General features: G+C 63.4%; 27 protein-coding genes and 1 pseudogene. 14 read left to right on the forward strand and 14 right to left on the reverse strand.

Annotated features, from left to right (window positions below; genetic code table 11):
- Positions 1-103: 103 nt before the first annotated feature.
- From ACPPVR_RS27135 to ACPPVR_RS27155, 5 genes are all read left to right on the forward strand, one after another.
- On the forward strand, positions 104-1,186 hold the full coding sequence (locus ACPPVR_RS27135; RefSeq protein WP_426609626.1) for a substrate-binding domain-containing protein: 1,083 nt from the start codon (positions 104-106) through the stop codon (positions 1,184-1,186).
- Between the two features lie 139 nt (positions 1,187-1,325).
- Positions 1,326-2,072, forward strand: a complete 747-nt coding sequence (locus ACPPVR_RS27140) for a glutamine amidotransferase (protein ID WP_426609627.1) — start codon at positions 1,326-1,328, stop codon at positions 2,070-2,072.
- Between the two features lie 6 nt (positions 2,073-2,078).
- A complete protein-coding gene (locus ACPPVR_RS27145) occupies positions 2,079-3,506 on the forward strand; it encodes an NAD-dependent succinate-semialdehyde dehydrogenase (RefSeq protein WP_426609628.1) in 1,428 nt (475 codons plus the stop codon).
- Positions 3,507-3,513: 7 nt separating this feature from the next.
- Positions 3,514-4,299, forward strand: a complete 786-nt coding sequence (locus tag ACPPVR_RS27150; RefSeq protein WP_426609629.1) for a class I SAM-dependent methyltransferase — start codon at positions 3,514-3,516, stop codon at positions 4,297-4,299.
- 121 nt (positions 4,300-4,420) lie between these two features.
- Positions 4,421-4,795: a winged helix-turn-helix domain-containing protein gene (locus tag ACPPVR_RS27155; RefSeq protein ID WP_426609630.1), complete on the forward strand. Its 375-nt coding sequence runs from the start codon at positions 4,421-4,423 to the stop codon at positions 4,793-4,795.
- A 6-nt stretch (positions 4,796-4,801) separates the two neighbouring features.
- Here the strand turns inward: ACPPVR_RS27155 and ACPPVR_RS27160 are convergent, their stop codons facing one another.
- Positions 4,802-5,179 carry a hypothetical protein gene (locus ACPPVR_RS27160; RefSeq protein WP_426609631.1) on the reverse strand — a complete coding sequence of 126 codons (378 nt, stop codon included), beginning with the start codon at positions 5,177-5,179 and terminating at the stop codon, positions 4,802-4,804.
- 234 nt (positions 5,180-5,413) lie between these two features.
- Here ACPPVR_RS27160 and ACPPVR_RS27165 point away from each other — a divergent pair.
- The 3 genes and pseudogenes from ACPPVR_RS27165 to ACPPVR_RS27175 all read left to right on the forward strand — a co-directional run.
- Positions 5,414-5,983: pseudogene (locus ACPPVR_RS27165) on the forward strand (aldehyde dehydrogenase family protein); the annotation flags it as partial.
- 374 nt (positions 5,984-6,357) lie between these two features.
- Complete coding sequence (locus tag ACPPVR_RS27170; protein ID WP_426609632.1) at positions 6,358-7,020, forward strand: aldehyde dehydrogenase family protein; 663 nt, start codon at positions 6,358-6,360, stop codon at positions 7,018-7,020.
- 69 nt (positions 7,021-7,089) lie between these two features.
- Positions 7,090-7,650 (forward strand): DUF2478 domain-containing protein, encoded by a 561-nt coding sequence (locus tag ACPPVR_RS27175; RefSeq protein ID WP_426609633.1) that lies wholly within the window; start codon positions 7,090-7,092, stop codon positions 7,648-7,650.
- Positions 7,651-7,659: 9 nt separating this feature from the next.
- On the opposite strand, the gene ACPPVR_RS27180 is transcribed toward ACPPVR_RS27175, so the two are convergent.
- Entirely contained in the window at positions 7,660-8,238 is a 579-nt protein-coding gene (locus ACPPVR_RS27180) for a hypothetical protein (RefSeq protein WP_426609634.1), read from the reverse strand.
- A 162-nt stretch (positions 8,239-8,400) separates the two neighbouring features.
- On the opposite strand from ACPPVR_RS27180, the gene ACPPVR_RS27185 reads away from it, so the two are divergent.
- Together ACPPVR_RS27185 and ACPPVR_RS27190 are read left to right on the forward strand one after the other, a co-directional pair.
- Positions 8,401-9,339, forward strand: a complete 939-nt coding sequence (locus tag ACPPVR_RS27185) for a LysR family transcriptional regulator (protein WP_426609635.1) — start codon at positions 8,401-8,403, stop codon at positions 9,337-9,339.
- Between the two features lie 93 nt (positions 9,340-9,432).
- Entirely contained in the window at positions 9,433-10,380 is a 948-nt protein-coding gene (locus ACPPVR_RS27190) for a helix-turn-helix domain-containing protein (protein ID WP_426609636.1), read from the forward strand.
- A 37-nt stretch (positions 10,381-10,417) separates the two neighbouring features.
- On the opposite strand, the gene ACPPVR_RS27195 is transcribed toward ACPPVR_RS27190, so the two are convergent.
- Genes ACPPVR_RS27195 through ACPPVR_RS27210 form a run of 4 tightly spaced genes read right to left on the reverse strand, consistent with a single transcriptional unit; the run spans position 10,418 to position 12,495 of the window.
- Positions 10,418-11,005 (reverse strand): TIGR00645 family protein, encoded by a 588-nt coding sequence (locus ACPPVR_RS27195; protein WP_426609637.1) that lies wholly within the window; start codon positions 11,003-11,005, stop codon positions 10,418-10,420.
- Between the two features lie 31 nt (positions 11,006-11,036).
- Positions 11,037-11,672, reverse strand: coding sequence for a TerC family protein (locus tag ACPPVR_RS27200; protein ID WP_426609638.1), 636 nt, complete (start codon positions 11,670-11,672; stop codon positions 11,037-11,039).
- A complete protein-coding gene (locus ACPPVR_RS27205; RefSeq protein ID WP_426609639.1) occupies positions 11,669-12,031 on the reverse strand; it encodes a hypothetical protein in 363 nt (120 codons plus the stop codon). The genes ACPPVR_RS27200 and ACPPVR_RS27205 overlap by 4 nt, the downstream gene beginning before the upstream one ends.
- Positions 12,032-12,033: 2 nt before the next feature.
- Positions 12,034-12,495 (reverse strand): TerB family tellurite resistance protein, encoded by a 462-nt coding sequence (locus tag ACPPVR_RS27210; protein WP_426609640.1) that lies wholly within the window; start codon positions 12,493-12,495, stop codon positions 12,034-12,036.
- Positions 12,496-12,934: 439 nt separating this feature from the next.
- Between ACPPVR_RS27210 and ACPPVR_RS27215 the strand changes: the two genes are divergently transcribed.
- The gene (locus ACPPVR_RS27215) at positions 12,935-13,120 is read left to right on the forward strand and encodes a hypothetical protein (protein ID WP_426609641.1); all 186 of its coding nucleotides are present in this window, start codon (positions 12,935-12,937) and stop codon (positions 13,118-13,120) included.
- 13 nt (positions 13,121-13,133) lie between these two features.
- Here ACPPVR_RS27215 and ACPPVR_RS27220 read toward each other — a convergent pair whose 3' ends face one another.
- A complete protein-coding gene (locus ACPPVR_RS27220; protein ID WP_426616194.1) occupies positions 13,134-13,442 on the reverse strand; it encodes a hypothetical protein in 309 nt (102 codons plus the stop codon).
- Between the two features lie 330 nt (positions 13,443-13,772).
- Between ACPPVR_RS27220 and ACPPVR_RS27225 the strand changes: the two genes are divergently transcribed.
- Positions 13,773-14,912, forward strand: coding sequence for a hypothetical protein (locus ACPPVR_RS27225; RefSeq protein WP_426609642.1), 1,140 nt, complete (start codon positions 13,773-13,775; stop codon positions 14,910-14,912).
- Positions 14,913-14,968: 56 nt separating this feature from the next.
- Here the strand turns inward: ACPPVR_RS27225 and ACPPVR_RS27230 are convergent, their stop codons facing one another.
- The 5 genes from ACPPVR_RS27230 to ACPPVR_RS27250 all read right to left on the reverse strand — a co-directional run bounded on the left by ACPPVR_RS27230 (position 14,969) and on the right by ACPPVR_RS27250 (position 17,303).
- A complete protein-coding gene (locus ACPPVR_RS27230) occupies positions 14,969-15,577 on the reverse strand; it encodes a general stress protein (protein ID WP_426609643.1) in 609 nt (202 codons plus the stop codon).
- A 12-nt stretch (positions 15,578-15,589) separates the two neighbouring features.
- Positions 15,590-15,925, reverse strand: a complete 336-nt coding sequence (locus tag ACPPVR_RS27235) for a hypothetical protein (RefSeq protein ID WP_426609644.1) — start codon at positions 15,923-15,925, stop codon at positions 15,590-15,592.
- A gap of 283 nt (positions 15,926-16,208) precedes the next feature.
- The gene (locus ACPPVR_RS27240; RefSeq protein ID WP_426609645.1) at positions 16,209-16,442 is read right to left on the reverse strand and encodes a DUF3551 domain-containing protein; all 234 of its coding nucleotides are present in this window, start codon (positions 16,440-16,442) and stop codon (positions 16,209-16,211) included.
- Positions 16,443-16,614: 172 nt separating this feature from the next.
- A complete protein-coding gene (locus tag ACPPVR_RS27245; RefSeq protein WP_426609646.1) occupies positions 16,615-16,818 on the reverse strand; it encodes a hypothetical protein in 204 nt (67 codons plus the stop codon).
- Entirely contained in the window at positions 16,815-17,303 is a 489-nt protein-coding gene (locus ACPPVR_RS27250) for a hypothetical protein (protein ID WP_426609647.1), read from the reverse strand. The genes ACPPVR_RS27245 and ACPPVR_RS27250 overlap by 4 nt, the downstream gene beginning before the upstream one ends.
- A gap of 400 nt (positions 17,304-17,703) precedes the next feature.
- Between ACPPVR_RS27250 and ACPPVR_RS27255 the strand changes: the two genes are divergently transcribed.
- Both ACPPVR_RS27255 and ACPPVR_RS27260 read left to right on the forward strand, forming a co-directional pair.
- Entirely contained in the window at positions 17,704-18,711 is a 1,008-nt protein-coding gene (locus tag ACPPVR_RS27255) for an alpha/beta fold hydrolase (RefSeq protein ID WP_426609648.1), read from the forward strand.
- Between the two features lie 99 nt (positions 18,712-18,810).
- A complete protein-coding gene (locus ACPPVR_RS27260) occupies positions 18,811-18,897 on the forward strand; it encodes a hypothetical protein (protein ID WP_426616195.1) in 87 nt (28 codons plus the stop codon).
- 99 nt (positions 18,898-18,996) lie between these two features.
- Here the strand turns inward: ACPPVR_RS27260 and gor are convergent, their stop codons facing one another.
- A complete protein-coding gene (gor, locus tag ACPPVR_RS27265; protein ID WP_426609649.1) occupies positions 18,997-20,385 on the reverse strand; it encodes a glutathione-disulfide reductase in 1,389 nt (462 codons plus the stop codon).
- 55 nt (positions 20,386-20,440) lie between these two features.
- Positions 20,441-20,956 (reverse strand): DUF2059 domain-containing protein, encoded by a 516-nt coding sequence (locus ACPPVR_RS27270; protein ID WP_426609650.1) that lies wholly within the window; start codon positions 20,954-20,956, stop codon positions 20,441-20,443.
- Position 20,957: the final 1 nt, after the last annotated feature.

Consider the following 20,957-nt stretch of genomic DNA (forward strand, 5'->3'; position numbering starts at 1 on the left):
GTTTCTGGTATACCAGAGTAGGAGCATTTCTCCCGTAGTAAATATGATATGGTGTGCCTATGGGCGCCCAATATATGAAATCGAATTCATAAAGCAGATCCCTATGCTCCAGATCGAGATCGAAGCAGTTTGGCGGTTCCGCCGGGAGGGCAGCCCGCGCACGGCGGTGGTCATGCTCGGCGTGCTCAACGAAATCCGGAAGACCGGAAAGATCTCCAGCGCGGCTATCGACGCGCACCTGTCCTACCGGCACGTCTGGAACCTGATCGAGCAATGGTCGGACTTCTTCGGCACGCCGCTGGTCGAGACCCGGCGCGGCAAGGGCACCAAGCTCACCGCGTTCGGCGAGCGGCTGGTGTGGGCGGGCGAGCGCATGCAGGCGCGGCTCGGCCCGCAACTCGAGAACCTCGCGCAGGAGCTTGCGAGCGAGATCAAGCCGTTCCTCGAGCAGCGCCCGTCCGTGATCCGCGTCCACGCCAGCCACGGCTTTGCGGTCGCAAAACTGCGCGAATTCCTCGATCGCGAGCCCGGTATCGGCGTCGATTTGCGCTATGTCAGCAACCAGAATTCGCTGGTCTCGCTCGCGCAAGGCGCCTGCGATCTCTCCGGCCTGCATCTGCCGCACGGCGCGCTGCGGGCGCAAGGCATCAACACAGCGCGCGAATGGCTCGATCCGCGCGAGGATCGCGTCATCAGTTTCGTCACGCGCGAGATGGGATTGATGGTCGCGCGCGGCAATCCGCTCGGCATCAAGACGATCGAAGACCTCACCGCGGCCAAAGCGCGCTTCGTCAACCGCGATCATGATTCCGGCACGCGCCTGTTGTTCGACCAGTTGCTTGCCGCGCACGGCATCGACGAAAGCCGCATCAACGGTGCGCAGCAGATCGAGTTCACCCATGCCGCGGTGGCGGCCTATGTCGCGAGCGGCATGGCGGATGCAAGTTTCGGCGTCGAGGCCGCGGCCCGGCAATTCGGCCTCGATTTCATCCGTATCCTCACGGAAGATTATTTCTTCGTCTGCAAGCGCGCGTTCCTGGATACCGAGCCGATGCAGCGCATCCTCGAAATCATGCGCAGCGCCGATTTCCGCGCCGCTGTCGCAAGCCTGCCCGGCTACGTGCCGTCGGATACCGGTGATGTGACCGGCGTGAAGGCATTCCTTGAGATGCACGCCGTGCGCTGACGCGCCATGCCGCATGCTGGGCATGCGCAGGACACATCATCCGCCGGCCGTACCGTCTGGACGCCGCTCGGCTTCCGTTATATCAATTCGAATATAGCGGATGCTTCCCGAGAGCCGCCGCGCAACAGGGTCTGGCTGAATGTTTCAACGCCGTCGATCTGCGGTCGCGCTCCGTCACGTGGCATTCGAGGGTCTTGGCCTGCTCGCGCCGATCATGGAACACGAAGGCTGGAACGTCTCGTTCTGCGAGGCGCCGGTCGACGATCTCAGCCATTCCTCGATCCGGGACGCCGACCTGCTGATCGTGCTCGGCGGCCCGATCGGTGTCTACGAGACCGACAGCTATCCCTTCATCACGCGAGAAATCGATCTGCTGGAGCGCCGCCTCGCCCAGGGCTTGCCGACGCTCGGAATTTGCCTCGGCGCGCAGCTGATGGCGAAGGCGCTCGGCGCGCGCGTCTATGCCGGCGAGGTCAAGGAGATCGGCTGGGGATCGGTCACACTATCGGATGCGGGCCACGCCTCCAGCCTGAAGCCACTGGCAGAAGGCTCGCCCGTTTTGCACTGGCACGGCGACACCTTCGATCTCCCTGCCACCGCTGCAGGGCTCGCCTCGAACGAGAATTACGAGAACCAGGCCTTTGCGTTCGGAAACAACGCACTGGCACTCCAGTTTCATCTGGAGGCCGATCCGCGGCAACTCGAGGAGTGGTATGTCGGCCACGCCGTCGAGCTCGCAGCCGCCAAGATTTCGGTGCAGGAGCTGCGCGCGAAGACGGCGGAGGTTTCAAAGATCGTCGCACGCCAGGCCGATCGCGTGTTCACGCGATGGCTTGCCCAGCTCGGACAAGACCAATCGACGAGCAAAGCCGCACAAGCAAGGTAAAGAACAATGGCGGAATATCCTCTCATCGAACTCTACATCGACGGACAGTGGAAGCGCGCCAGCGGACAGCCCATCATCAACCCCGCCGATGAGAGCGTGCTCGGCACGGTCCCCACCGCCAGCAGGGCTGATCTCGATGATGCGCTCGCCGCCGCCGAGAAGGGATTTGCGATCTGGCGCAGCACTGCGCCCGCCAAGCGCGCGCAGATCATCCTGAAGGCGGCCTCCCTCATCCGCGAACGCGTCGACGTGATGGCTGTCGCGATGACGCTTGAGCAGGGCAAGCCGATCGAACAGGCCAGGCTCGAAATTCTGCGCGGATGCGACATCATCGAGTGGGACGCGACCGAAGGCCTGCGACTCTACGGCCGGGTGATCCCGAGCGAGCCGGGCATGCGCCACACCGTGCTGCGGCAACCGATCGGCCCCGTCGCTGCGTTCTCGCCCTGGAATTTCCCGATGAGCTCGCCTGCCCGCAAAGTCGCGGGCGCCCTCTCGGCCGGCTGCTCGATCATCCTGAAGGCGTCGGAGGAAACGCCGGCTGGCGCATTCCAGCTCGTGCGCGCTTTCCATGATGCGGGGCTCCCCGCAGGCGTGCTCAATCTCGTGTTCGGCAATCCCGCCGAGATCTCGGACTATCTCATTCCGCAATCGCGCATCCGGCTCGTCACTTTTACCGGCTCCATTCCCGTGGGCAAGCATCTCGCCGAGATGGCTGGCCGCCACATGAAGCCCGCGATCATGGAGCTCGGCGGCCACGCGCCGGTGATCGTCTGCGATGACGTCGATCCCGTCGCGACCGCAGCCGCCTCTGCTGTCGGCAAGTCGCGCAATGCCGGCCAGGTCTGCGTCTCGCCGACGCGCTTCTTCGTGCAGGAGAATATCTACGAGCAGTTCTCACAATCCTTGGCCGAACGCGCCAGCCAGTTGAAGGTCGGCAACGGGCTTGATCCTTCGACGCAGCTCGGGCCTCTCGCCAATGCACGGCGGATCGAAGCGATGGAGACGCTGGTCACCGACGCCAAGGCCAAGGGCGCACGCGTACTCGCCGGCGGACAGCGCATCGGCAATCGCGGCTATTTCTTTCCGCTGACCGTGCTCGCCGACCTGCCCGACGACGCCCTCGCCATGAACGAGGAGCCGTTCGGACCGCTCGCGCTGGTCAATCCGGTGAAGACGCTGGATGAAGCGATCGAGAAAGCCAACGCCCTTCCTTTCGGGCTTGCGGCCTATGCCTTCACGCGCTCGGCCAGCAATGCCGAACGTCTCGCCGAAAGCGTTGAGGTCGGCAATCTCTCGATCAACCACTTCGTCGCGTCGGTGGCTGAGACACCATTTGGCGGCGTCAAGGACAGCGGCTATGGTCGCGAGGGCGGCACCGAGGGCCTGCAGTGCTATACTGTGGTCAAGAACGTCTCGCACAAGACGCTGTAGGATTGTCATGCAGGACAATGCGCCACGCCATCAGGACGGCAGTGCCGGCGACGCCAATTACGGCTCCATCGGCCAGGGCTATGCGAATTTTCGCCGGCCGGACCCGCGCATCGCCGAGCTGATCGACGCCGCGCTCGGCGAAGCCCTCACCGTCCTCAATGTTGGCGCGGGGGCCGGCTCCTACGAGCCGGTCGGCCGCACCGTCACCCCGGTCGAGCCGTCGCAATCGATGCGGGCGCAGCGGCCGGCGCACCTTCCTGCCGCGATCGACGCGGTTGCGGAAAAGCTTCCCTTCGCAGACGGCGCCTTCGGCGCGGCGATGTCGACCTTCTCGGTGCATCAGTGGAAGAACCTGGCCGCTGGCCTGCGCGAGATGCGCCGGGTGACGCGCGGTCCGATCGCGATCATGACCTGCGATCCCGACGAGCTCGATCGCTTCTGGCTCCACGCCTATTGCCCGGAGGTGATAGCGGTCGAGGCGGTGCGCTACCCTGCGATCAGGGATATCGCGGAAGGACTCGGCGGCACGACAGACGTTCTGCCCGTCCCGATTCCGCTCGACTGCACCGATGGCTTTAACGAGGCCTATTACGGCCGGCCGGAGATGCTGCTCGATCCAGCCGCGCGGCTCGCCTGCTCGGCCTGGAGTTTTGTTGCCGACGACGTCGTGCGGCGCTTCGAGCACCGGCTCCGCGACGATCTCGGATCCGGCCGATGGAATGCGCAGCACGGCCAATATCGGCAACGACCGACCTTCGCCGGCTCGCTCAAGCTGATCGTCAACCATATCTGATCCCGCGAATGGCAACGGCGGGACGCATGCTGGATATCCGGCGCTCTCACCTTGTCCGCGACGGGTAAGAATGGCAATCTCTGGCGTAACTGGCCCAAGAGACTGGCTAAGAGACCCCATCATGTCGCGCGCGAGCGCCAAATCGCTGCCTCAACTGAGCGTTCGGATCGACCTCGACAGCGAGGATCGAATCGGACCCGGCAAGATCGAGCTTTTGGAGCAGATTCGGGAGCACGGCTCGATCTCGGCGGCCGGCCGCGCCATGGACATGTCCTACAAGCGCGCCTGGGATCTCGTCGACGAGATCAACCGCATCTGCGGGCAGGTCGCGGTCGAGCCGCAGGCCGGCGGCAAGAATGGCGGCGGCGCGATGCTCTCCCCCTTCGGCGAGGCACTGGTCGCGCGCTACCGCAAGATCGAGCGCGACGCCGCACGCGCGGTGCGCAAGGAACTCGAAGCGCTCCAGACCGACATCGGCCGTTCGCGCAAATCCTGATCGCCGTCAGTTCGGTCGCACCGACACCTCCGGCATCGGCTGGGTCAGAGCTTCGCCCAAGAGACTCTGCTCGGCCTTCGGGATCGAGAACCGGACCTTGAAGCCGTCCTCGGTCTCGAGCGTGATGATGCGCTGGGTCGTGTCCGTCGATTGTTCCAGCACCCAGGATGCCAGCGGATAGGCGTAGCGCAGGCTCTGGTCGCCGTAGCGAGCCTTCAGCGCCGCCTCGAGCAGCCCGGGAAGCGTCATGATCAGGGCGCCGACCTGGTTCAGCGAGACGCTGACGGCGGCGGAGTTGCCTGCCACGTCCTCGAAGCCCAGCGAGATCGCACCGCCGTCGGCTGCCACCTCGCAATTCGTCAGCGACCTCACCTTGATTTCCATCGCAAATCCCGGAACGCACTTCGCTATATCCGTCACGATATATCGATATGTCCATCAGCGTCCAGCCCGCTTTTCTGGAATTGATCGAGCCGGCTGCCATGGCCGGTTCGAATGGATCGTGATATATACTTCGATATAACGAGGCCCGAACGGCCCGTTCTTCAAGGGAGCGCAAAGCCAATGAGTGACTACAATCTTCTCATCGACGGCAAGATGGTGCCCGGCGACCAGACCATGCCGGTTCTCAATCCCGCGACCGAAGAGGTGCTGGCGCAGTGCCCGCGCGCCTCGAAGGCGCAGCTCGATGCGGCGGTGGCCGCGGCGAAGGCCGCCTTCCCCGGCTGGGCCGCGACCCCGATGGAGGAACGCCGCAAGCTCGTGAACAAGATGGCCGATGTGATCGAGGCCAATTCGGGCGAACTCGCCCACATCCTCACCAGCGAGCAAGGCAAGCCGCTTGGCGATGCCACCGGCGAAGTCTTGGGCATGGCCGCGTTCTTCCGCTATCTCAGCTCGCTTGAGCTGCCGATGAAGGTGATCGAGGATTCTGGCGATCGCAAGGTGGAAGCCTACCGCCGTCCGCTCGGCGTCGTCGGCGCCATCATTCCCTGGAACTATCCGCTGCTGATCCTCAGCTTTAAGCTGCCGTCGGCGCTGCTTGCCGGCAACACGCTGGTGGTGAAGCCGGCGCCGACCACGCCGCTCGCGACCTTGCGCTTCGCCGAGCTGATCAAGGACGTCCTGCCGAAGGGCGTGCTCAACTTCATCACCGACGCCAACGATCTCGGCGGCGAGATGACCAAGCACCCGGACATCCGCAAAATCTCGTTCACCGGCTCCTCCGCGACGGGACAGAAGGTGATGGCGAGTGCGGCGCAGACGCTCAAGCGTATCACGCTCGAGCTCGGCGGCAACGACGCCGGCATCGTGCTCGACGACGTCGACCCGAAGAAGGTCGCGCCCGGCATCTTCGAGGGCGCATTCCAGAACTCCGGCCAGGTCTGCCTCGCCATCAAGCGGCTCTATGTTCACGAGTCCGTTTATGACGAGCTCTGCAACGAGCTGGTTGCGATCGCCAAGAGCACGGTGGTCGACGACGGCGCCAAGCAGGGCACCAAGCTCGGACCGCTGCAGAACAAGATGCAGCGCTCGAGCTCGGCGGCAACGACGCCGGCATCGTGCTCGACGACGTCGACCCGAAGAAGGTCGCGCCCGGCATCTTCGAGGGCGCATTCCAGAACTCCGGCCAGGTCTGCCTCGCCATCAAGCGGCTCTATGTTCACGAGTCCGTTTATGACGAGCTCTGCAACGAGCTGGTTGCGATCGCCAAGAGCACGGTGGTCGACGACGGCGCCAAGCAGGGCACCAAGCTCGGACCGCTGCAGAACAAGATGCAATACGAGAAGGTCAAGACCTTCCTCGAGGACGCCCGCAAGAACGGCAAAGTGGTCGCCGGCGGCTCCGCAATGGACCGGCCCGGCTACTTCATCGAGCCGACCATCGTGCGCGACATCAAGGAAGGATCGAAGCTGGTCGACGAGGAGCAGTTCGGCCCCGTGCTGCCGCTGATCAAATACTCCGACAAGGATGACGCGATCCGCCGCGCCAATGCCACGACCTACGGTCTCGGCGCGTCGGTGTGGTCGTCCGACATCAAGCGCGCCCACGAGATCGCAACGCAGCTCGAGTCCGGTACGGTCTGGATCAACAAGCATCTCGACATGGCCCCGCACATTCCATTCGGCGGCGCCAAACAGTCGGGCATCGGCACCGAATTCGCCGAGGAAGGCCTCGCCGAATTCACCCAGCTCCAGATCATCAACGGGCCGCCCGCGGCCTGATCCGACATCCGGGGTCGTGGCAGAAACGCCGCGGCCCCGATCTCTTTGCAAAAAATTCGGAGGCGGACCATGTTCGATGCGCAATGCGACCTCGCCGCCCTCGTCTACGAGCCGCATCAGGATCCCGACGCCGTCCTGCGCAGCTTCGCCGCCGATCTGAATGCGCGCGACTTTCGTGTGGTGGGCATGGTGCAGGCCGGCCAATGCGCCGACTCCAGCCTCTCGGCAGTGCTGCTTCACAGCGGCGAGAAACTATTGCTGGCGCAGGATTTCGATCCGGCCGCGCAGGGTTGTCGGCTTGATCTCGCAAGGCTGCAAAATGCCGGCGCGCGGATCGCGGACGCGCTTGTCCACGGCGCCGACCTCGTCATCATCAACCGCTTTGGCAAGCGCGAGCGCGACGGCAAGGGCTTGTCCTATCTGATCGAGCGAGCGCTCGACGCCGACATTCCCGTCGTGATCGCGGTCGGCAGGGACCACTTCGCCGACTGGATCAAGTTCGCCGGCGGCATGAGCGTCAAGCTTCGCTGCGACCGCGACGCGCTGGACATCTGGTGGCACGGCATCTCGGCCGGCCACGCGCAGCCGGACCTGCAATCACATGCGACGGTGTGTGAGATTCTCAAATAGCGCGTCCGGTCAAAAGACCGGCTCATCCTTCAGCGCCGAGATCACCTGCTCGCCCTGCACGGTCAGACGATACGTCACCAGCGGCCGGCTCGACGGCGGCTTGCGGTCCAATTCGACGATGTAGCCGCGCACCATCAGCGCTTCAAAGCTGCCGTAGTAACCGAACATGCTGATCTGGTTCTGCTTGAGCACCTTAAACTCGCGCAGCAGGCGGATCTCGTTGCCCGAGAGCAGCGACCTGCGGACGCGCTGAACGAAATTCGCACGTTGCTCGAACCAGGCTTGATCAGGCAATTCGCGCGAAGGCGACACGGCGTCACGCTCGCAAGGACGCATCTCGGCTGCGGCATCGACGATGGCTGCCGGCAGGGACGGCATGCTGCTGCCGACCGCTGCCTTCGCGACGTCGAGCAATGCGATCGGCCAGCGCCGCTTGTTGTCGACCATGACAGGTGGCGGCACGACGTTGTCGCGCACCAGCTGCTCGAAGCGGCCGGCGGTCACGCCGACATAGGCGGCCGCGCGGCGGCGGTCGACCAGACGACCGTCTCGCCCGTGCTCCAGCTCGCAAGCGATCGTCTCGTCCACCCCAAAAATCCCCTGCCGCATCGTTGCGGGCGCGCCACGGCTCGGGCCCGGCAGGCCCGTCCGCACATGACACTAGGGTGAAACCAACGTTCTCAAAAGGCAGAGAATTTCGTACATGTTGATGCCGTTTCGGCAACGGCTATAGTCCGTGCCGGGGGTCCCATGCGATTTCACTCACCGGCTATCCAGTACTTCCACGCCGTTCGCCGCACCGGCTCGATCCGCGCCGCGGCACGGGTCCTGAACGTCGCCTCGTCTGCGGTCAGCCGGCAAATTCTTAAGCTCGAACAAGAGGTTGGATTGCCTTTATTCGAGCGGAATGCGCGCGGCCTGACGCTCACGACCGTCGGCGAGATGCTGGCGCGGCACGTCATGAACGTGCTCCAGGACCTCGACCGCTTTCGCTCGGACGTCGCGTCCCTGTCCGGCGCCTGGCACGGCACCGTCAGCATCGCCTGCATCGAATCCCTCACGGAGTCGGTGTTGCCGGACCTGATCGCCTCGCACCGCGGCCGCGCCCGGCGCGTCAGCTTCACCACCGAGGTGATGGGCTCGTCCGATGTGCTGGAAGCCCTGAGCCGCGGCGAGGCCGACATCGGCATCGCCATCGCGCTCCGGCATCCACCGGACCTGCGGCAGGTCGCGCTGAAGCGGTTTCGCCTTGGCGCACTCGTCGCGCGCGAGCATCCGCTAGCGCGCCGCAAGACGGTCACGCTGGAGCAATGCCTCGCCTTCCCCGTCATCAACGCGCTGCCGGAGCTGTCGATCTATCATTTGCTCCAACCGCTGATCGCGCAGCTTTCGGCGACGCCGGAGCCTGCGATCCAGGCCAACTCGATCGATCTGATGCGCGAGCTCGCTGCGCGCGGCGTCGGCGTCGCCTTCCAGACCCAGCTCGGCATCAGCAGGCTGTCGCGCGACAGCCAGCTCGTGTTCCTGCCGCTCGACAATGCTGGCAGCCCGGTGTGGTCGGATCTCGGCATCTATGTCCGGGCCGAACGCACTCTGCCCGCATTCACGGAGTCGTTTCTTCAAGAGCTGGTGCGTGAGCTCGGCGAGCGCGAGCGACGGGAGAACGCAGCCTATCCGCAAATCGCGTGATAAAGCCTGGCAGTAGTTTCCCGGAATAGGGCCGATGGTCGGCCATCTGATACCTTCCAGGGATTCAGCCCGCTCACCCCTGAGGATCCCGAAATGCCGCTAGGCCGGCTAAAACCTTCGCGAGTCCTCGGCATCGAGCGCTTCTCGGACTTCGGCGAATTTCGCGCCAACGAGGTGCTTGGTCTCGGCACAAGCACGCCGCTCCTTCCGCGCGATTTCTCACTGTCCCGCGCCATCCTGCCGCTCCAGGATGGGCTGTTCGTGCTCCAGCGCGCCTTTGCCCGCCGGCTCGAGGTCGACGTCGGCACCGACGGCGGCGTCGGCCTCACGATCCCGTTCTCGTTTCACTCCATCACCAACGGCCGCGAGATCGACAGTTCGACGGTGAACGTCGTCCGCGGCAAGGTCCCGATCAAATCGGTCGAGCAACGCGCCAACACCTATGTGATGATGCGGTTCAACTCGGACATGCGCCATCGCGGCTGGGCGGATTACGACAGCGGTCTCGGGTTCTTCCGCTCGCATGAGGCAGCGATGGCGCGCCTGCGTGCCACGATCCTGAACATGTTTTGCCTGGCTTCGGAATCAAACAATCCCAGACAGTTCGAAGCACTCAACCCGCCGATCCAGGAGACGCTGCTCGCCTGCCTCGACGACACCCTGGTGCCGGCCGACGGGCTCGCCGCGCGACGCGGGTCGTTCGACAAGCACAGCAAGCTGATCGCGCGGCTTGATGACGTTGTGGTCACGCTCGGCAGCCGGCCGCTCTACAGCGACGACCTCGCCGCTACGCTCGGCGTCTCCGTGCGCACGCTCCAGACCGCGACGCATGCCGTGCATGGCGTGAGCCTGCACCACCATCTGCGTCTCAAGCGGCTGTGGGCCACCCGCATCCAGCTCATGACCGGAGGCGCCGTCTTGAGTGTCAAGGCCGCAGCACTTGGCAACGGCTTCTGGCACCTCGGTGACTTCTCACGCGGCTACAGACTGGCGTTCGGCGAGACGCCATCCCAGACACTGGCGCGAGGCCGGCGTCTCTGAATGCAGCGTTTCGCTTCCGAGAGGCGGAAGCGCGCGTTCAGCCGTGACTGGCCTCCTTGTTACGGTGTCCGCTCTCGCTGAGGCGGTCAACCCAGGCGATGCCGATCGCTGAGATGATGAAGGTCAGGTGGATCAGCACCTGCCACATCACGCCGGTCTCGGTGAAATTGCTGCGCGTGGTGCCGAGATTGCCTGCCTCGATGAAGGTTCGGAGCAGCGAGATCGACGAGATGCCGATGATCGCCATCGCCAGCTTGATCTTGAGCACGCTGGCATTCACGTGGCTCAGCCATTCCGGCTCGTCGGGATGGCCGCTGAGGTTCAATCGGGACACAAACGTCTCGTAACCCCCGACGATCACCATCACCAGCAGGTTCGAGATCATCACGACGTCGATCAGGCCGAGCACGATCAGCATGATCTGCTGCTCACTGGCGTCGAAGGAGTGCGCGACCAGGTGCCAGAGCTCCTTGAGGAACAGCAGCACATAGACGGCCTGAGCTATGATGAGGCCAAGATAGAGCGGCACTTGCAGCCAGCGCGAGCCGAAGATCAGCCGCGCAAACAGGCCGATCTGCGGCTGCGGTGATGGCGCGGCCGAAAGTGCTTTGGATTCAGAAATCATTGGTCACTCCGGATTGCAAAGAAGATGCGCCTTACAGGCTAGCGATCACCGGCGCGAGCTCGAGCGAGCCGCGATAGATCATCTGGAAGGCGACGTAGACGATGATGGCGAGACCAACATAGGCGATCCAGCGCTGTTTCTGGAGAACGCGGCCGAGCAAATCCGCAGCGACGCCCATCAGCGTGACCGACAGCACGAGACCGAAGGCCAGGATGTAGGGATGCTCGCGCGCGGCGCCCGCCACCGCGAGCACGTTGTCGAGCGACATCGAGACGTCGGCGGCAACGATCTGTGCCGCGGCCTGGCCAAAGGTCTTTCGCGGCGCCGATGTGGCCGCACCGCCGCTACGGCTGAACGCAAGCTCACTCGACTGGGCGGCTTGCTCGCGCAGCTCGCGCCACATCTTCCAGCAGACCCAGAGCAGCAGCACGCCACCGGCGAGCAAGAGGCCGATCATTTGGAGGAGCTGGGTCGCGACGCCGGCAAAGACAATGCGCAGCGCAGTGGCGGCAACGATGCCGACGACGATGGCGCGCCGGCGCTGGTCGGCCGGAAGGCCCGCCGCGGCAAGGCCGATGACGACGGCATTGTCGCCGGCGAGCACGAGGTCGATCAGGGCGACCTGGAGCAGCGCGGTCAGCGCCTCGGCCGTGATGAATTCAGTCATGATTGATCATTTTTGGGGGCGGACGGATCCAGCCAGTGCGGCTTGCGGCGCTCGACCCAGTCGAAGACTTTCGAACGGGACGCACGCAGCGCAGGCACGTCCTCGGCGAGCAGCGCAAGTCCGAGCGGCAGCATCCAAATGCCGAGCGCCGGCAGGAAGGACAGCACGCCGCCTACGACGAGCAGCGCGCCCGAGGGAATCCGGACCCAGCGGCTGGACGGCTTGAGCAGATAGGAGACGGTGTCGCCCACGCGCGGCGGCAGGCGATGGACGAGCTTGTCGAGGCGCGGGTCGCCGCCGGCCGGCTGGCCGGTGGCGCCCTCCGCACCGGTCGCCCTCTCGTCCGAAGCTGCGCGCATGCTCACTCCTTCGAGGCCGTGCTGACCGCACGCGGCCCGACCTGTTTCGCGCGGGGCAGCACCAGCGTCAGGAGGCGCAGCAACTTGATCGCCTGCACCTCGTTCGGATGCACGTCCTCGTCGACAGCCGCGACGCGCTCCGACAGCTCCATCAGATGCGACGAGAGCGCCATATTCGAGACCGGCCGCAACGTGTCGATCACTACATTGGCAAAGTCAGGCTCCTCGAGCCGTTCTGCCACCCCGTCAAACATCGCGAACAGCCGATCATCCGAGATGTGCGGCGCCAGTTCGCGCTCCCTGATGAAGCGGATCACCTCGTCGCGCTCGAGCGGCGATACGCGCCGGTCGGCGACCGCAACGAGCGCGCCGGCGATGACCAGCGCCACCGCGGCCTGCTCGTTGAGGCTGGACGGTTCGGTAATCTCGATTTCGATCGGCGTGGAAGTGTTGGCGTCAGACATCGTTGCACCCTTAATCTTGCGAAATGGCCGCGCGGGGCTGCGATGGGGACGATTGGGTCGGAGGAAACAGAGAAGGCCCGACAATCGGCCGATCCATCGCATTCGCGCGGGACAGGTCATCCGACATCGCGAGGTTTGACCGACATTGTCGGCATCCTCGCCAGAGGGGCCCGGATTCTTGTTCTCCTCACACATAAAGCCGGGTCTGCCGGAATCAAGGCAGCACCAGTGCGACCAGCCGCCGCATCGGTTCCGTGTTGCGGTGGGCGGGAGCCGCTTTCGCGTACGCCTCTCGTGTCCCGGACGCGCTGCAACGCCCTTAACGTTGCTGCGCAGAGCCGGGACCCAGGACGCCGTGCTCAAGCCCCGTCATAGCGCCCGCGCAAGCTTCGGGAACGAAAACATCGCTTCCGAATTCGCTGTGCCGTGGAGGAAACGTATGACTGACATCACCTGGTGCGCCGGCTGCGGCCACAGCCTGGTCCCGATCCTGTCCGGGAACGGCCGCACAGCATCGAGCTGCCTCTGGTGCGAGAGCGTCGACGCGCGGACGATGGAGATGGCGAAGTGGGCGGACAGCCCGGCGGGCAAGCCGGATCTGGCGGCGCGCCAGTCCTTTGAATGAGCTGATCTCCGCGTCAAACCCTCGCCGCGATGCGGTGGCGGGAAACAGAATTGTAGTTCAGGGAAAGCGTAGCCACCGGCTTTCGTGTCGGCCGGCGCCGCGGGATGAAGAAGCTCTTCACGAGGATCGGCTCATCATCGCCGAGCGCGGTTCGCTCCTTCACGAGCAGGCTCATGACCGAGCGCATCTTGAGGATTTCCTGCGCCACGAAGCTACAGTCCTCATCCCGATTGATCTGTTCATGCATGATCGCCTCAGCCTCCAGCATGCTGACGCGGAGCGCCCTGATGGTTCTGCGGATTTCGTTGATACGGTTGTCCATGGCGGCCTCCAGCTCGGTTGCAGGATAAGAACAAATCATGAACAATGTGTCAATCGGTTCTTCCGGTTCGACGCAGCGCAATTGCACGCTCCTGCCAAGGCTTGCCGACAAATTAGACAGCGCGCGTCTCACGCCCGAATGCGTGATGTTCGGCAGAAGGGTCAGGCAATGCAGAGCGTCGGCGATCTAACCTCAGGTGCAACCACTGGATTTTTCCCCGACCGGGCCCACCACATCGAAGCGAAGACCCATTTGCTGCTCCGCAACCGAACTGGCCCAATATTCGCAAGCGAGGTCCCGAGCGAGCAATGGCTCAGACCGGAGAATGTCATGAACGTGCATGCTGCGGGCGATCTCAAAATCACCGGCCTCACCCACCCGAATGGCGCGCCGCTGCGTCTCAACAGTCAGGATTTCGTCGCGATCGATCGCGACCGGAATGCGAAATACGAAGCGACGTACCGTCCGCAAGCGCTCTACAACCGCGCCAACGAAGGCTTTCACGCCAACAACGAAACCTTCCTGCTGCACGAAGTCGCGACCAATCTGCCGATCTACCGTCCCGACACAGGCCCCACCGATTTCCATCTGCATCTTCCGCCGGGCGGCTTTCAGCTCGTGCTGGTCACCTCGGGCGCATTCACCTTCGACTATGATGGGCGCTTCTACAATGTCGGCCCCGGCGCGGTGATGCTGCAAAGCGCGATCGTGCACCGCCAGCTCTTTTACACATGGTCGGGCCTGTCCACCGACGAGAATTTGAAGACGCCGCAAACGGTGGTGCCGGATCCGATCTCCATGGGCTATTCGGGCAAATTCCTCGAAGCCTTCATCACCGATCCGACGACCTTTCCGAACCCGACGATTGTCGGTCCGGATCAGATCAAAGAGGATGAGACGCCGCGTGTGGCGTGGAGCCACCCGCTGCATGATCGCCCGGCCGATGCAGGCTTCTGGCTACAGGATCCCCTGGCACTCGATGCGTTGTTCAAGCCGCTGGTCGACAGCCCGGTGAAATCGGCCTTGCCAGTCTACGTCCGCGATATCGGGATCGAGATTCCAAGCGGCCATCTCGTCACCGGCCACATCATCGCGACCGATCCGCGTGGCCACTCGCTTCTGCCGAAGAGCACGTCGATCGCCGCGGACGCCAGCTGCTTTACCAAGGGCGAGGTCGTCATCTACCGCGTCATTCGCGGCACGGCCGAATTCAAGAAGAACGCGGGTGAGACCTTTGAGCTGTCCGCCGGCGATGTGGTGACGGCGGGCAAGGATTCGATCAGCCTCGTCGGCGTCGGCGAGAATACGCAGGTGCTCCGGCTCGGCCTTCTGAAGGGCATGGATAATCTTCGCAGCTGGACGCCGACGCAGCGCGACGAGATCGACGGCATGGCCGGTCAAATCATCACGCAGAAGGACATTCGTCCACTGCGGACCGAAGGCAAGCCGGTCGGATATCTATACGCGTAGGCGCACAAAAAACGGCCCGCCGAAGCGGACCGTTGAAATCTCATGGAGCGCAATGATCAGCCGTAGAGCTGCCGCTCCTTGCGAACCTCTTCGGCGCCGTAAGGCTTGCTGGCGGGATCGAACGATTTCCATCCGGCCTTTTGCCAAGCAGCACTGCGGTCACGCAAATTGACAGACGACTCGTTCAGGATCGAATCGAGCCGGGATCGTTCCGCATCCGCCACCCGGGCCGACACGAGCGTTCCTCCGCGACGGACGCCCTCGGCGTAGGAGTCCGCATCCTCCCGCGAAACGCCGGCCTCCGTGAGCGCTCCGACAACGCCGCCGGTAGCGGCGCCCGCAGCGGCACCGACTGCAGTCGCGGCCAGCCAGCCGGCTGCGACGACCGGTCCGAGGCCGGGGATTGCGAGCAACCCGAGACCGGCAAGAAGTCCGGCGGTGCCACCTACGCCCGCACCGATGCCGGCACCCTTCCCGGCGCCCTCGGCGCGATCGTCGACGCCATCGCGGTCACGATCAACCTTCTTGTCGGTGCTGAACCAGCTGTCCGAATTGTTGGCGACGATGCTGATGTCCGAATGCGGCACGCCGGCCGCTTCAAGCCGCTGAACCGCCTGCTGCGCGCTGGTGTAGTTGTCGTAAAGACGAGAAATTGTAGCGGTCATTTTGAATCTTTCTTACTTGGTGGAATTGACGTTGCCTTGAAAGTCGACGCTGACCGCAGAGGCCGATCCACCCTTGCTGGCCTGGCCGCGCCAAACGCCTTTGTCGTCCTTCTTCAGTTCGGTGACGTTGGCGTAGCCAGCATCCTCGATCTTCGATTTGGCCTGGCCTTCGGTGAAACTGTTACGGCCGGCGACAGGCGCGTCGGAGTTGTTTTGACCGGCAGTGTTGACCGCGCTGTTGTTCGGTCCGGACTGCGCCGGTTGATTCTGCGCCGAGGCCGGGGTTGCCGCCAACGCAGTGGCAGCCGCGAACAAGGAAATGCAAACGAAGAGTGACGGGCGTTTCATGATTGTCTCCAGAGTGTAAGGAGTGAACCAAGCCCGCGTCTGCGCTTTCGTTCCTAAATCTCAACCGTGACGTCGCTTCAGCTTAAGGTCTGAAAAATATCATCCACGTGACGGCCATGACGAGAACTACAAGCCCGACGCTCACACCCAGCAGCATCAACACGCTACGACCGAGCTCGGCCTGGCGCGCTTCGAGCGCAGTCTCAACGATGGGTCCGATCTTGTCTTTGCTGATCAGATTTGATCTCGCATTCCGAGGGATCAGCTCGACCGATTGCTCGCATTAGCGAAGCCGACGTTGCTGCGCGAAAGCCACACGCGGATTGATGCCGCATCCGGCATTGCGACCAGATGCTGATGCCATGCATTGCGCTCGTGTTTGATAATTGCACTCGCCCGGATAACCCGTCTGCCGTCCCTGAAGACACCAGCGATATTCCTGGGCATCCGCAGGAACCGCGCCCACGAAAATGCTCGTCCCGGCAGCAACGGCCATCAAGATGAGAAGCTTGCGCATATCCGTCTCTTCAAGCCAAATGATCCATGGGTCACAATCGGACCTCGGGAGATTCGTTCCTATCCGCTGGGCAAGCGAGCCCAAGTGATATCATCGATTTTGATATCATTGATTTCAGCGGACGGCGCGAGCAGGTCTTCCCCGCCGCTCCGCCGCGGGTCGCTCGCGTTGCCTATGCCGGAAACTTGCGTCCGGGAGAGGTCAGACACGCGTTGATATCGGCAGCCATCTTGTTGCGGTGCGCTTTGTTCAAAAGCGCCTCGCGCTCAGCACCGGGTTCAAGGCGTGATGCCTGTTCACGCAGCCTCTCTGTATCGGCTACGAGACGCTCGGCAAGTGAACCAGTCTGGCGTTTTCCGTCACGCTTCTCGGTCATGACCAAACTCCCCGAGAATCGGCTGCAGCGACGACATCAACCAGCGCGCTTTGCGGCTGAGGTCGCGAGACCTGCGGCGTCACACCGTCGAGCCAGTCCTGTGTCTCTGCCAGAGCGAGCCAGCTATCGCCCATGCGCCGGAAATGCCTGCGCGCTGCGTCGTTAGAAGCGGTCTCTTCCAGGGTTACGCAGTGTTCGGCGTTCTCCCGAAAATGCTCGGACCGGCTCAATTGGATATCCGCGCTGCTCGCGGGATCGGCGGAGGTCTGCCAGGAGTTCCGGCACACCAGGCATCGCCACTGATTGATGAACTTGCCGGTGGGCAAGTAGGTCGAGTGCACCGGAGCTGCCACGATTCGCCCGCAGGCGGTACAGCCACCCGCCCCTTGCGACGGGGACCGTTGGCTCGCTTCCTGAACCGCTTTCGCGCTCCAGCGGCGTTCAAACTTGCCGCAAAGATGTAGGGGATAGGAGATAACGTTCAATGCGCGCCTCCGGTCTGTGGCGGGAGCGCGGCAACGTCTCTCGGTCACTAGCGCCTGTCATGTCGTGCTAGCGATGTCCTGAATATAGTGTCTCGAACGACATTCGCCAGAGCGAGGTCCTGATAAACCGCTCCTCGGCACCCGAGCGCAGGCAATGACCTGACCCGCTGTGCCGCATCCATTGGGGTTAGGAACATTTCTCCGCCCCTCTTGTTGCGTCTGCACGACACGACCGGTGAACGCGCATGCCGTCCCCAAAATGGGGATTTGACCATGCGTGCGTTCTGTTGGCGCGGCAAAGGCGATGTCCGGGTCGGCACAAGGTCATGATGAAGCCCGGACGTTAATCCGGCGACACCTTCCGTCAGGTAACGGCTGACTCCGTCAGCGAAAGTATCACATGCGCATACTGAAAAAACGTTCGCCCTCGCTGGCGGCCACGACCCTTCGTGCTCTTGCAGAATATCCGTTCGCCTCCGCCGTCGTCGCAACAGCCGGCTTGATGACCGCGGCCGCGATCGTCAATCGGCGCCTTGCCGACAAGGCGCAACGCGATAATCCACCACAGGGACGTTTCATCGACATCGACGGTGTCCGCTTGCACTATGTCGAGCGGGGAACGGGCCGGCCTCTGGTCTTGCTTCATGGCAATGGCAGCATGATCCAGGATTTCGAGTCGAGTGGTCTCATCGATCTCGCCGCCAAGGACTATCGTGTGATCGTGTTCGATCGTCCGGGCTTCGGTCACAGCCTGAGGCCGCGCAATGTTGTGTGGACGCCCGCGGCCCAAGCCGATCTCTTCAGGCATGCGCTGGCGTACCTCGGCGTCGAAAAGGCAATCGTGCTCGGGCATTCCTGGGGAGCGTCGGTTGCGGTCGCGCTGGCAAGCAGGCACCCCGCAATGGTCGAGGCCCTGGTGCTGGCGTCGGGTTATTATTTCCCGACGGCCCGCACCGATGCGATGATGGCGATGGCCGGCCCGGCGATACCTGGATTTGGTGATATCCTCAGTCACACGATTTCACCGATTCTCAGCCGCCTGATGTGGCCGGCGATGCTGCGGCAGCTGTTCGGACCTAAATCCGTTCCTCAAAAATTCGATGGCTTCCCCAAATCACTGGCCGTGCGTCCATCGCAGCTTCGTGCCGGTGCCGCCGAGGCCGCGCTGATGGTCCCCGCGGCAATGCTGTCTGCGAAGACCTACGGCGAACTGGCCATGCCGGTCACGATCCTGGCCGGCGAGGACGATCGCCTCATCGATATCGACGAACAGTCCGGCCGGCTGCATGACGAGATCAAACACAGCAAAATGCGACGCGTCCCGAAGGCGGGACATATGATCCAGCAGTCGGATACCGCCGACCTGATGGCCGCGGTCGATCAAGCTGCGGCGGAAACACTGCATTGATTTGAAAAAAGCGTGGAGCGGTCGGAAAGGATTGATATGACCCCGAAGATCAAAGAGCGAACCTGCCCGGCGTGCAACGGAACGGGCTTTCCCAGGTCCATGCAGCCGGCTCACCCGGGCCGCAAGATCTATCCAGTCAAATGCGAATCCTGCCAAGGCAAGGGAAAGATTGCGGAGATCAAGTGACGTAACCTCAGTGCTTTGATCTCTCGATCTCGAAGGTGAACTTGACTTGCGATGCCGGCGGCATCCCGAGCTTCACTTCCCCATCCGATGAGTGACGCCCTACTCCGCCGCCTGGCGCACGTGGCGCGCCGTCGGCGTGCGCATCGTCACCAGTTCTTCCGCCGCGGTCGGATGCAGCGCGAAGGTCGCGTCGAAGTCGGCCTTGGTCGCCCTCATCTTCACGGCAATCGCGACGGCTTGGGTGATCTCGGCGGCGGCCTCGCCGACGATGTGGCAGCCGAGCACGCGGTCTGAGGCGCCGTCGACGACGAGCTTCATCAGCACGCGGGTGTCGCGGCCCGACATCGTCGCCTTGATCGGGCGGAAACTCGTCTTGTAGATGTCGACATGGCCAAACTGCGCGCGCGCTTCGGTCTCGGTCAGACCGACAGTGCCGACCTCCGGCTGCGAGAACACCGCGGTCGGGATAGTGGAATGATCCACCTTCACCTCGCGCTTGCCGAACACGGTGTCGGCGAAGGCGTGCCCCTCGCGGATCGCGACCGGCGTCAGATTGTGGCGGTGGGTGACGTCTCCGATCGCGTAGATGCTGTCGACCGAGCTCTTCGAGAAACCGTCGACCGCGATGCCGCCATTGTGCGGATTGATGGCGACGCCGGCCTTCTCCAGGCCGAGATTGGCCACCGCAGGATGACGGCCGATCGCGAACATCACCTGGTCGGAGGCGATGCTCGAGCCGTTCGACAGATGCGTGGTGAACTCGTCGCCGTGACGATCGACCTTGGCCACGGTGCAGCCGGTGAGGATGGTGATGCCCTGCTTCTCCATCTCGCTGCGGACATGGGCGCGGACGTCCTCGTCAAAACCGCGCAAAATGTTGTCGCCGCGATAGATCACGGTGACGTCGGAGCCGAAGCCGGCAAAGATGCCGGCGAATTCCAGCGCGATGTAGCCGCCGCCCTGGATCACGATCCGCTTCGGCTGCGTCTTCAGGTGAAACGCCTCGTTGGAAGAGATCACGTGCTCGATGCCGGGGATCATGGCGCCGTGATTGGGCGCGCCGCCGGTGGCGATCAGGATGTACTTGGCCGTAACTTTCTTGTCGTTCTCGAGCAGGCGGACGGTGTGCTTGTCTTCGATCACCGCACGGCTCTTGACGATCTGCGCGCCGGACTTCTCGACGTTCGTGGTGTAGGCCGCCTCGAGGCGCGCGATCTCCTTGTCCTTGTTGGCGATCAGCGTTGGCCAGTCGAAGCTCACGGGCGGAACGGTCCAGCCGAAGCCTGCGGCGTCCTCGAGCTCGTGACGAAAGTGCGAGCCGATCACGAACAGCTTCTTCGGCACGCAGCCGCGGATCACGCAAGTGCCGCCCATGCGGTACTCTTCCGCAATCAAGACGCGGGCACCATATCCGGCCGCGATGCGGGCGGCGCGCACGCCGCCCGAACCCCCACCTATGACAAAGAGATCGACGTCGAATTCAGCCATTGTCCACTCCGACCTCTTTCAGGGATTCCAGGTATCCCCTGTCAGATAGGCATTGTCAGATTTCCTTGCCACGCTTGCGCATCTCGGCGCGGAAGTTGCCCATCACGGTCTCGGAGAAGTTCTGGGCCCAGGAGTTCATGAAGGCCATGCTCAGGCCGATGGCGCGCGGCTCGGCGCTGATCAGCTTCTGTCCGAGCGGCGACTTGTAGAAGGTGACGAGATCTTTCAGCTCCTGCTCGGTGAATTCGCTGGCATAGATCTGCGCCATGCCTTCGCCGATCTCGTTCTGACGGCCGGCGAGCTGCTGGGCGACGATCGGCGCGACCTCGGCGAGATCCTTCTGGTAGTTCAGGTTCTGCTGGGTCAGCGCGATCTTGGTCTTCTCGACCAGGCCGGGCACAGCACCGGCATACATCGCACCGGCGTTCTTGATCGTCAGGATCTCCTTGGCAGCTGCGATGGCCGCCGGCGAGGCTTTCGGCGGAGTCGACTGCGCCATGGCCGGGGCGGCCGAGAGGGCCAGTCCCAAAGCGAGGGTCGCGGCCGGCAAGAATTTCAACAAGCTCTTCATT

The sequence above is a fragment of the Bradyrhizobium sp. McL0616 genome (assembly GCF_049993385.1).
Classification (GTDB): domain Bacteria; phylum Pseudomonadota; class Alphaproteobacteria; order Rhizobiales; family Xanthobacteraceae; genus Bradyrhizobium.